The sequence below is a fragment of the Paenibacillus tundrae genome (assembly GCF_030812775.1).
GTDB classification, from domain to species: Bacteria; Bacillota; Bacilli; order Paenibacillales; family Paenibacillaceae; genus Paenibacillus; species Paenibacillus tundrae_A.
This window is the reverse complement of the sequence record NZ_JAUSTI010000012.1, coordinates 131,093-143,045: the sequence shown is the minus strand read 5'-3', so window position 1 is coordinate 143,045 and position 11,953 is coordinate 131,093. Positions and strand designations below refer to the sequence as shown.

Annotated in this window: 7 protein-coding genes; 2 read left to right on the top strand and 5 right to left on the bottom strand. The window is 46.2% G+C overall.

Annotation, left to right across the window (positions count from 1 at the left end; translation table 11 throughout):
• Positions 1–15: 15 nt before the first annotated feature.
• From J2T19_RS20110 to J2T19_RS20095, 4 genes are all read right to left on the bottom strand, one after another.
• Positions 16–1,080 (bottom strand): ABC transporter substrate-binding protein, encoded by a 1,065-nt coding sequence (locus J2T19_RS20110; protein WP_307218877.1) that lies wholly within the window; start codon positions 1,078–1,080, stop codon positions 16–18.
• A gap of 77 nt (positions 1,081–1,157) precedes the next feature.
• Complete coding sequence (locus J2T19_RS20105; RefSeq protein WP_307218875.1) at positions 1,158–2,093, bottom strand: ABC transporter permease; 936 nt, start codon at positions 2,091–2,093, stop codon at positions 1,158–1,160.
• The gene (locus J2T19_RS20100; protein WP_307218873.1) at positions 2,090–2,914 is read right to left on the bottom strand and encodes an ABC transporter permease; all 825 of its coding nucleotides are present in this window, start codon (positions 2,912–2,914) and stop codon (positions 2,090–2,092) included. The genes J2T19_RS20105 and J2T19_RS20100 overlap by 4 nt, the downstream gene beginning before the upstream one ends.
• Positions 2,883–3,704, bottom strand: a complete 822-nt coding sequence (locus J2T19_RS20095; RefSeq protein ID WP_307218871.1) for an ABC transporter ATP-binding protein — start codon at positions 3,702–3,704, stop codon at positions 2,883–2,885. Before J2T19_RS20095 ends, J2T19_RS20100 begins: the two co-directional genes overlap by 32 nt.
• A 437-nt stretch (positions 3,705–4,141) precedes the next feature.
• On the opposite strand from J2T19_RS20095, the gene J2T19_RS20090 reads away from it, so the two are divergent.
• Complete coding sequence (locus tag J2T19_RS20090; protein ID WP_307218869.1) at positions 4,142–6,373, top strand: methyl-accepting chemotaxis protein; 2,232 nt, start codon at positions 4,142–4,144, stop codon at positions 6,371–6,373.
• Between the two features lie 129 nt (positions 6,374–6,502).
• On the opposite strand, the gene J2T19_RS20085 is transcribed toward J2T19_RS20090, so the two are convergent.
• The gene (locus J2T19_RS20085) at positions 6,503–9,214 is read right to left on the bottom strand and encodes an S-layer homology domain-containing protein (RefSeq protein WP_307218867.1); all 2,712 of its coding nucleotides are present in this window, start codon (positions 9,212–9,214) and stop codon (positions 6,503–6,505) included.
• Between the two features lie 357 nt (positions 9,215–9,571).
• On the opposite strand from J2T19_RS20085, the gene J2T19_RS20080 reads away from it, so the two are divergent.
• Positions 9,572–11,881, top strand: a complete 2,310-nt coding sequence (locus J2T19_RS20080; RefSeq protein ID WP_307218865.1) for an AraC family transcriptional regulator — start codon at positions 9,572–9,574, stop codon at positions 11,879–11,881.
• The last annotated feature ends 72 nt before the right edge of the window (positions 11,882–11,953 follow it).

The following is an 11,953-nucleotide window of genomic DNA, read 5'->3' as shown; positions in this document are numbered from 1 at the left end:
GTCATCCTCCTCAATCTATTTCACTGCATCTTCATAGATACTTTTCTCTAATGCTTCATCTAGATTTTCGGCTTTTTTGATCAAACCATAATTTAAGGCGATGTCCGCCGTTCGCGTGAAGGACTCATCGACGAAGCTGCCAACCTGCTGTTCGGTAAAACCTTCGGGGCGAATCAACTTCGCAATCTCTTCCAGCATGGTCACTTGGTGCTCACGAGTGGTACTGCCCTCGGTTACATTTTTCATGACGGTATCTACCGTCTCATCTTGGTTGTCGATTGCGTAGTTCCAGCCTTTCAGAATGGCACGCGTGACTTTGACCGCCAGATCCCGATTGCCGTCAACCCAGTCCTTCTTCGCAATAAGGGTGTCCTCCAACATGCCAACACCCGCATCCTCAATGTTGAATACATCCAGATCGGATTCCTTTACACCGCTCTCCAGTACCACATGAAATTCGTTATAGATGGTTGCTGTAGCCACATCCACCTGGTCATTGAAGAATTGATCCATCGTGAAGCCCTGTTTGACCAGCTCAATATCCTTCTTCGGATCAAGACCATTCTTCTCCATGAAGGCGAGCACCTGGAATTGTTGACTACCAAACCATGTACTAACCTTCTTGCCCTTCATCTGAGTAGGATCGGTGATCCCCGCAGATTTCTTGGCAATTAATCGATAGCTACTCTTTTGCGAAATTTGCGCGAGGGATACCAGCGGGAGTCCGTTATCCCGGCTGACCAGCAAACTATCTACCCCGGTTACTCCAACATCTGCAGCACCATTAACGACCTGTTGTTCAATGACGATGTCCGGCCCTCCGGGAATAATCTCGGCATCGATGCCCTCATCGGCGAAGAAACCCTGCTCCTTGGCAGCATATATACCTGCAAACTGAGCCTGCGGTACCCATTTGAGTTGGATTTTCACTTTCGTTAAAGGCTGACCCTCACCTTCCGCTTCTCCTGCACCCGCAGCAGCAGGAGTCGCAGCCGGCTTAGAATCCGTCGAACACGCACCTAACATAGCAACAACCAGCAGCATCAACACTAGAAAACTAGGTTTTAACGGTCGGTACATGTGAAGAACAACCCCCTATGGATATGGATTTTGGGTCATGCCGCTTGCATGTAATCAGAACTCTACTCGATGTCCAATCAGGGATCTGTGCGAACACGGCTCCAAGGAATTAGGCGTTTCTCTGTCAGCACCACAGCCTCATAGAGCACAATCCCAAGGACAGCGGCGATAACAATGCAAGACCAGGCAAGCGGCATATTCGCCAGGCGAATCTGATCAGAGAGCAGGTATCCCAGGCCCTGTGAAGCAATGAAAAACTCCCCTACGATGGCTCCAATAATGCTGGTCGACATATTAATCTTCAATCCAGCGAATAGTGCAGGCAGGGCATGAGGTAAGCGCAGTTTGATAAAAATTTGCAGTTTGCTCGCTGCAAGTCCCCCGAGCAATTCATGGTACTGTGGCTGGATGGACGTCAGCCCTTTGAATAAACTGACAGCCATAGCGGCCATAGTGATGACCGCTACCACCGCAATGCGTGACCAGATTCCGTCGCCAAACCAGTTGTTCATAATCGGTGCCAGTGCAACGATGGGTATTGCGTTCAGCGCAGACATCACGGCAACTGCCGCCTTTCCACTCGTAGGAAAGAAACAGGCGATTATAGCAGCGAGTGCGCCTAGCGAAGAACCTAACAAGAAACCACCTAACATTTCAGTGCCGCTATACATCGCATAACGGAAGAGCATTTCTGCATTGTCTTTAATTGAGATCGCAATGGAAGAGGGAACTGGCAATTGATAGATTTCCAGGGAGAACAAGAAGTGGAAAAACCTAAGTTGCCAGAGAAAAAGAAATATAAGTCCTGCAAGTGCTGGGAGCAGACGTACACCCATGGATCGTCCACGCAAGCGACGAGTCCATCGCCTCTCTTCGGCTTGTCCCTGTTGTTCCTGTAAGTGGGAAGCTGAAGTTGGTGTGATCATGGCGGAGCTGGACATGGATGTTCCTCCAGATACAACCGCCGTCACTCGATCCTCCTTATTCCGATGTTTCCATACATGATCATTCATGCAGCCCCTCCTCTCTTGGTTCTGAATTCAGGCTGCCATGGTGTTAACCAACGTTCAGCAAGGCTGATGACCATATACGAGATCAATCCGATGCCCATACTTAGCATGATCGTTGCCCAGAACATACCAACTTGGGCGTTACCATAGTACAGAGAACTTACCATAAGCACGCCTAATCCATCGGGAGCACCCATTAGTTCCACTACAATAGAAGAAGTTACAGCTAGCGGAGCGGCGATTTTCATCCCAGAGAATAAACCAGGCAGCGCAGAAGGCAACAAACACTTAATATACCGGGCTGACAACGAGGCTCCACAGGAACGCATGAGCTCCAGATGCTCCGGGGCAGTGCTTTTCAAACCTTTCAGCGTGTGAATGATAATCGGGAAAAAGGTAACGTATGCGGCCATCACGATCCGCGCCCACTCAGCGTTATGGATAATGCCGTATACAATCGGGGCAAGACCAATGACTGGAACCATCTGTGAGGAAATCACATAGGGCGATAATGTACGCTCCAGCCAGGCGGCTATACTCATCAGGAGTGCTAGCGCTAGACCCAGAAGTGTACCTCCCGCAAAACCAATTGCCGCATTACCAAACGTCACACTTCCTTGTTCAGCCAGCGTGCCTGCATGTCGGAATAGCGCCATAATTACATCATGGAGATAAGGTAGGCGAGATGATGCCTGTTGGGGAGTCATGGATGCATGGAGTATCCAGGCGATGCCTTCCCATAATAGGAACAGGAGAATGATCCAGATCGCAATCCAAGAACGATAGCCAGGTTTATAAGAGCGCGGAGGTATCAGACGGATCACGCTCCTCATAGAAACAATTGCGAATCGTCGTAATCATCTGATAGAAGGCTTCCGTTTCCCTCAGTTCACGATTACGCTCTAAGGGTAATTCAACGGGATGTATGGAATGTACCTGACCCGGATGTGCAGAGAGAACGATAATCCGGTCTGATAGGAATACAGCTTCAGGGATACTGTGTGTAACAAAGAGGAAGGTCTTGCCTGTGGAACGCTTAATATCAAGCAGTTCTAATTGCAATTTTTCTTTGGTGAATTCATCCAAGGCGGAGAATGGTTCATCCATGAGTAACAGTGGTGGATCAAGCGCAAGTGCTCTGGCGATCGACACCCGCTGCTGCATCCCCCCACTAAGCTGCCAAGGATAATGGTCAGCAAATCGGGTAAGACCAACTAGCTCAAGCAGTTCGGCACTCATGCGCCTGCATTCCTTCTTACTCGTACCGAGCAGCTCCAGCGGTAATTCTACATTGTGACGCACCGTGCGCCAGTCGAACAGCGCGGGGGTCTGAAATACGATACCGAACTGTCGCTGTAACCTTGCTTTTTCTGGCTCATCCCCGGCAATGCGGACAGAACCGGACGTGGGCTGGAGCAGATCGGCAACCAGTCGCAATAAGGTGGATTTGCCACAGCCGGACGGCCCTAGCAAAGAGACAAATTCATTGGAACCGATGTGAAACGAAACATCAGACAGTGCCGTTACCTGTTGTGTCCCAGTTCCAAAAACAACGGACACATGATCCACTTCAATGTGGCACACATCTGGAACAGGGACGTTTATGGAGGACATAGGCATTCTCCTTTTCGCGGAAGTGATCTTCTTATCGCACTCAGGTTGAATGGGAGGTTGTTGAACCGAGTCGTGTTCACGAACATTACAGATTTAACTGGTTAGGTAATACTATATAACATTGAGCGAGGATTACATTATACAGACTGTTTTTAGAATAGGCTTGTTCATGTTACAGAGTGTAAAGTGAGACAAATATGGAGGAGAGGTTACCTAACAAATATATAACTCAATCATGAATTTCAATGGTTAGAGGATCATCATGCCATATACAGCTCAAATCTCTCTTTTATAAACCGTATATTATTTGTATTTTTTGAATGAATATTCGGAAAATTCGGCATATGCCCTCGTATTCTTAGTGATTTTCTTGTATAAGACTTATATAGAGAGAAAGAGAGAGAAGCATTCACATTTAACAATCGGGGGTGTTTGGCGTGTTTGACTGGCTCGGGTGGAAAAAGGGTTGGCCGCTGTGGCGGTCATATCGGTTAAACGTACATATCAAGGAAGACGTAGAACAGATCTTTGAGGGGATCGCCGAAACACGACGTCAGCTTCTCATGGACTGGGCAGATGAACAATGGGATCACCTGGATCGATTACTGCAGCAAGTTCAGTCGCATTGGCCCCAAGATGTATTACAAGGTTCACAGTCTCTAAGCAAACTTAGCATGTGGTTCAAGGGAAGTTACGCAAGAGCAAAAGATTGTACAGAGATTTTTATGATGAATGAGCAAAACGAGGTTGTATTCTCCACTTATGCGAAGCATATCGGGAAGGTCTACAGCAACACTGAGGAAGGGTTTGAACCAGGTATACGGTATGCCAGAGCAGATATCAAGGGCAGAAAGTGCCTCTATGGACCTTACTCTGATCCACTCACCCTGGAGATTGGCGCGCGTTCGTCTTCTTTTCATGATGATGTCACACTGATGTTTGTTGCCCCCATCGTACACGAGGGACGCTATGTCGGAGCGCTATGCAGCCGTATTCCGAACGATGTATTAGGCGATTTAATTCAAAGAGAGTCAGGCCATATCTATCCGGATTCAGGTGATAACTACATTTTCATGGCCGAATCAACGATAAGACCACATTTACTGCCCGGAACAGCTCTATCCCGTAGCCGGTTCGAGGATCGAACCTTCACTCACGGAGAAAATCTCAAAGACGGCGTCACAACCGAATGGGGTACTGTCTCTGTCAAGGAACATACCGAGCTTGAACTCTTATTCACCGATCCTTCCACTGGAAAATTACATCCCGGGGTGGAGAATACGATTCAACATGGCTCTAACTTGTTCGTAGCCTTTCCCGGCTACTCCGATTATCGTCATATCCCTGTCATCGGTAAAGGGATTACGTTTCAGCTTCCACACTGCCCAGACCGCTGGGGTATGATGTGTGAGGGGGACTTGGAGGAAGTGTATCAAGTTCGGAACATTGGCTGGCGCCAGTTCAAGCTGCACAGTCTGTGGATTATGTTGTCGGCAATCCTCGGGGCTGTTCTCGTTTACGTTCTCTCCGGCAATGGATGGAGTGCAGGGGCTATTGCCGCTTTCAATCTCATATGCGGTTTCTTCGCAGCAAGCCAATTGCAGCGTAGGCAGTATCGTCGTGTGCATGAGGACATGCGACGTATTAGTCGGTTTATTCGAATCAATGCCGAGGGCAAAGGTGATCTGACTCAACGCCTGGATACCTCCACTTTTGCTCAGGATGAAACTGGCGAATTAGCAAAATGGATCAATAACATGATCGATTCACTTGAAGCCATCATGCTCAAAGTTCAACTAGCTACCGTGGATGTAATGGACAATCAAATTCAGATGCGAACATCAACAGAAACGACACAAGGCACGACAGAACGTGTCAATCGCAAGCTAAGCTTCATGATTCAAGGCATACGAACACAGCTTGAGGATCTGGATCAAGCTAAGATCGCCGCAGATCATATGCGTCATACCCTGCACCAGCTTGAAGCCAGTGCGACAGCACAGATTCAAGTTGCCCAGCAAGAAGTAGAACGGATCGGGGACAAAATGGTTCAGATCTCAGGAGCGGTATCCGATACCAATCGCACGATCTTGTCTTTTATAGATACGATGCAGGATATCTACCGTGCACTGGCTGTCATTAATGAGATCTCGGCTCAGACCAATCTGCTGGCATTGAACGCTTCTATTGAAGCCGCTCATGTTGGAGAGCATGGACGGGGCTTCGCTATTGTCGCTGGGGAGATACGCAAACTCGCTGAGTTGTCCCGTTCCTCAACAGAAGATATTCATCACATTCTGAGTAAAATATCTACAGCAGCTAACACAGCATCCCAATCCATCCGAGAAGGCGATCAGGTTCTTACGGAAGGAACGACTCTCGTGCAGGCAGCCTCACAGTTATTGCAAAGTGCCACCGCGGAAGATGCTGAGCGAACACAAGTGGTTGATGAGGTCGTTATGCTGATGGAGAACATCGCAGCGATCAGCCATCAAAATCGCTCTACTTCTGCTGAGGTTGAGACAGAGATGCGGGAGCTTCTGCACGATATGTTACAGGTACAACATTCTTCACGTGATGTCGAAGTCATTACTTTATTTCTGCAACAGGTGGTGGGACAGTTCCAATTAACTCACCCCCAGACGAATACGGGTATCTCTGAAAGTTGACGAGTATACATACGAGCACATAGGAAAAAGCATCTGCACCTCCTTCGTTGTTGTGAATCTTACCTAACAACAATGAAGGCAATGGCAGATGCTTTTTTTGTATACATAATGCGTTACTTAGATCAGATTTTATTTAGCAACAACATGCGCAACGACACGATTATCTTGGTATGAAACAGTCACATCGTACCCGTCAGCAGTCACACGATCGAACTGACCTTGAATTGCATTTGCACTAATCAGGGTAATGTCTTTGGAGCCCTCAATTTTGTAGTTAGACAGATCGAGATTGAGCGTTCCTCCATCCAGATACAGCTTCTTGCCGACATTAATCGCATTCAGATTGTTCTTCACAACAATGTCGAGCGTTCCATTGTCCACAGTAAAGTTTCTGTTCAGGTTGAGTGCCCCATCCGTATCGACGACAATCGCACCATTTTCCAAATACAGATCACCTGTACCAAATGCCGTTGTGGATTCAGCCTTCAGTGTTCCGGCCTGCACCAAGGTTCCACCTGTATAACTGTTTTTCCCCGTCAATGTAAGTGTTCCTGTGCCCTTCTTGGTTAACATACCCATGCCAGAGATATTATTTCTCCACCAGTCCTCTGCATTGAAACGTCCTTTGGAAGCGTCCATATTTACAGTGACATTGCTTAAGAAGGCACCATAACCATCCGATGCTGTCACCAGATCCAATCTACCCCAGCCTTTGGACTCGTCTAGTACAGGGTAACCCGAATCAATGGATGTTGTATACAATACTTCTCTACGTTGCTCATCCGTTAAATAAGGTTGGCGAGTTTCCAGCAACGCTTCTGCTCCGAGCGGCACAACAGGCGCTAGACCTTTTGTTCCTGTTTGTGGCAGACCATACGTCAGCTTCTCTCTGTAGAAGGCTTTATTCGCGTCATGATCTTCCCATTTATTCTCGTCATATGCACTCTTAAAGTTGTAATCCTCTGTTACGGTGTGCGCATATTCATACAGGCTCATATTTTTTTCTTTAGCTAATGCACCAAATACTTCTCCTGCATTCTCATAAGCCTTATCCAGCACTTCTTGATTCTCTTTTTTATTGAACGCATATGCCGTCATCGCTGTAGCTTGGATTCGAGCACCAATTACATCAAGTGGGGAGTGCATGCCCGTGATGACACGGTTCTCACCCATCTGTGCTGCTCTCGTCAACAACTCAGAGAATCGTTCAGGCGTAGCGTAAGCAAATGGAAGTACGGACAAGTAGGACGCACTTGTATGTCCACTTGGATATCCTCCGTCTTTTCCTTGTCCATCCTCAGCGATTCTTCTCACATAACTTAATGCAGGAATGAGCTTCACATTGCTCTCATACTGCTGAACATGCTTCTCTCCTGAAGCTTTCGTTCCTCCAGATGGCAGCGGCTCTTCTTTGGATTCACCTTCGCCCAGTGTTTCCCATACAGGCAATCCCTTGTTATCTACGACCTCTTTCACTTCTCCGTTCGAATTCATTCTCCACGGTCTTGGGGAAGAGAAGAAGTATTTCGCCGGATTGGATGAAGCAGGTGTTTTGAAACGAACCAGATCCACTAGAGCGGCCATGTCAGCAAGCTCTGTTTTGGACCAATCACTTCCAAGGCCTTGGCTCTCATCCTCCACCGTTTCTTCTTTCAGATCAACATTCATCTCATCCACGCTTCGTTCAATACTTGTCACCGGCTTAATGATGTCCACATACGTGTTAGCCAGCGGGCCAAAGCCTTCCATCATACTGTAGATTTTATCGCGTTGGTCATCGTAATAGGCCGCTAAAGCCTCTTCGTCCGTACGATTTTGCGTCACATCTTCTACGTATTTGATATTGGCAACCCACGTTGCTTCGTTGCGAATCTCTACATTTGCAAATGTTTTCTGATCTGCAACAGGTACGGTTGGATCATTTTTGAAGCCGTCATAGTAAGGAGTCGGTCCATCACCATACTTCGCTACTTTATCACCCGCACCAGGTTTCGTCGCTGCTGTTCCATCTCTCCACTCCGGTTGGTTGATAGACCATACTTGATCGAATCCGTCCAAGATATCGATAAATGGATTGGTTGCCACAACGTTTTTGAGTGTACCATCATCGGCATTGGCACCATCCTCAACTGCAGATAAACGAGCTTCATCCGCAGGAGGAGCTACATTCAACACGTTCACTGTACCCTTAGGCTTAGCTGGTTTAATCGCTGTGTTCGAATCGATGTCCAGCGCATTCACAAGCGCACTTACGGCTTCTGCACGCGTGATGGAACGAAGTGGTTTGAAGCTTCCGTCCTCATATCCAGCAATAATTTTGGCTGCTGCCGCTCCACCTACAGCTCCTTTGCTCCAGTCTGCAATAGCAGATGAATCGCTAAACGTATTAGCAGACTCCTCATCTAGCTCTAGATTCAGAATTCCTGTAATAATTTTCGCCGCTTCTTGACGTGTAATTGGATCTTGCGGCTTCATCGTACCATCCGTATAACCATCTATATATCCAGCAGCATTTGCGATAGAAACCGCTTCGTAATACCATGCCTGGTTAGAAACATCATTATAGTTAATGGTAGCTTGTCCTGTGTATCCAAAAGCCTTGTTCACCAGATTCATAAATTCCGCTCTAGTAATGTACGCATTCGGTTTGAATGAATGATCCAGGTAACCTCGAATTAATCCTTCATCACCCCAAGCTTGAATGTTCGCTTCTGCCCAGTGTCCTTTAATGTCAGAGAACTGAAGTTTCTGGTCAGCTGCATAACCCCGATCCGCAAACGTCGGACTTACCATAGACAACATTAGAAGTAATGCGAGTGATTTTTTTAGTGGTTTTCTCATGGCCTGCAATACACGCTCCCATTATCGTAATTATTTTTACTACCGCACCAGCAAATGATGAGAAGTGTTCCATCTAGATGTCTGATATGCCGTAACATTAGCATTTGGGGGCGCCTGGCATCTATAGAACAAATTCCGTTTTATATCAAATTCGTACGTTTTGGAGCTTTTTTTTCAAAAAAATAGAGAGAATCCTACAAACGTCATCTATACTGTAGTTGTTTGTAAAATCTTTTTAAATTGTAGGTAAATTTTCTGAGGTGAGTTTGTTAAATTTCGATCAACATGATCTCTCGTCCGGCGGCTATTATATAATGATTGAGTTATGTAGAAACCAATTGTGAAGGAGGAACATGGATGCGCGAGCTGTTTCAATCTGTAAGATCTAGGATGGTCTTTTCCTATATCGCTGTCGTCCTTGTCATTGCGCTTCTTTTTGGCTCGATCCTATACCTCTTTTTCTCCCATCAATACAGCAAAGAGATACGTAACAACAAACAATTGCTGCTCAAAAACACGGTCAATTATATGGAAAGCTCCGTCATTCAGAAGGTGAATCAGGTCTATCTGTCTTTAGCGCTGGGTAGCCCTGTTAGTATTGATATAGATAGCTTAAAAGGAAACCATGGCAAGATACTGGATATCGAACAGTTACTCAAAAATCAGGTGCAAAATTATTCCGATCTAATTGAATCCATTCATATATACGATACAAAGAACCAATTCATGATCTCGTCTGCACATGGGCTGATGCTCTATAAGGATGCGCCCGAACGGGTGGATCAGATTGCTGATTGGGCTGCCACGATGAGAGCAACGGAAGAGAGCTCTTTGTGGACGCAGGCTCGCATGGTTCCTCAGGATGCTTATATTGAACAATCCATAGAGAACAATAAAACGCCTTTAATTACCTATGTCCGCAGTTATCCGTTTCAATCGTCTGGACAGAACAGTAAGGTCATGATTGCGATTGATATCAAAGAATCTACGATCAGTCAGATCATCAAAAATATGATTCCTGCCGACTATGCGAGTACATTTATCGTGGATCAGCAAGGAACCGTTATTTCGGCCGCCGACAAAACCTTGTTAGGCACCACTACAAAAGAGAATTTGTTACAGTCCCTGCTGTCCACTTCTTCTGCGGATGAGAGCTTTACGCATATCTTTGACCATGATTCATATGTCATTTCACAGGATCAATTCAAAGGGAATGGCTGGAGGATATACACGACTACGCCTAATAAAAGCTTCTATTACAAACTGGATAGCTTGAAGGAAGTTTCGCTTCTGCTTGGCTTGCTCGCTGTCGCTGTTGGGATTGCGATGTCTTCCCTATTTACAGTAGCCAACTATAGTCCGGTCAAGCGAATTTTGAATAACATTAAGGGACGGGTGGATAGTCCAACCAGCTTGCGGCAGAATGAGTATCGCTTGATCGACACCGCTATTAACAGCCTGTCTAGCAAAGTGGATAGTTTGGAAGAAACGTTACAGGCCAATCACAACATGATTAAGCACAGCATTATGCTGAACATGATCCATGATCGATTTACACCAGAGGAGCTCACGGAGCAACTGCAATCTATTCAAGTTTCGACGGCCTACTCTCGCTTCAGTTGTATCGTTATTGATCCCGTCAGTGAGAAGTGGAAAGAAATGCAGCCACGACAGTTGCAGCATACGTTATACACCATGATTCAGCAGCTAGAAACAGCCGAGATTGAAGGAACAAGGCTGCTCGCTGAGGAATTGCAGGATCACAAAATGGTGGTCATTATCTGTACCAACCAACCTGAAGAGCCTCTCTCGGATCATATTGTTGAATTCATTCATTCCGAGGCAAGAGACCGATTCGGCCTAAAATTTGCGCTATCACTGGGTGGCTGGGTGGATCACTATACCCAGATTTGTACGAGCTATCATCAGGCTAATGCACTGATTCAATATAGCTATTTCTTCCCCGAGCAGTCTGCAATTCAAGATCTTGAACTTCTGGACAGGGAGAGTAGCAGTTTGGAAATTCCAGATTCATACCTTGTGAACTTTGAAAAGAAATTACAGCTCCGTGACGTGCACGGTGCGGCTGACGCCATCCACGAATTGGTATCGACCATTAAGGGAGGATTGTATTCAGCCGAGTACAGTAGGATTTTTTTATTGAAAGCGGTATCAATTTATTCGAACTGCATGAATCAGGTACGCTGGCAGCCTGCTGATGCAAACGCCAATAGTTTGTACAAGCAATTTGCCTCACTCTACAATATCAACACCTATTCGGAGTGGATGGTTCATCTAATCACCGAATTTATTACACATGTAGAGAAACGAAGCGAGGTTCGGAGCCCCGATACCATCTCTGCGGTCAAAGCTTATATTCGTGACAATATCTCAGGTGATCTCACGCTAGATCATGTCTCTGAGCAAGTGTTCATCAGCCCCAAATATCTCAGTAAAATCTTCAAAGAAGAGACTGGCATTGTATATTCGGAATATGTCACCAATCAGAGGATGGAACGTGCACGTGAACTCATTGCAATGCGGGAATTTACCATCGAGCAAGTGGCGAGCACAGTCGGTTACCGCACTCCTGCTTATTTCATTAAGAAGTTCAAAGAAATTCACGGTTGCACCCCGAAAAATTTCATGCGCAGCCTGACGAACTAACCTATAGCTGAAATTTAAAAAAAATTGTGAAGGAGCTACTATGAACCTCAACCTTTCAAGAGTTCTCTGTCT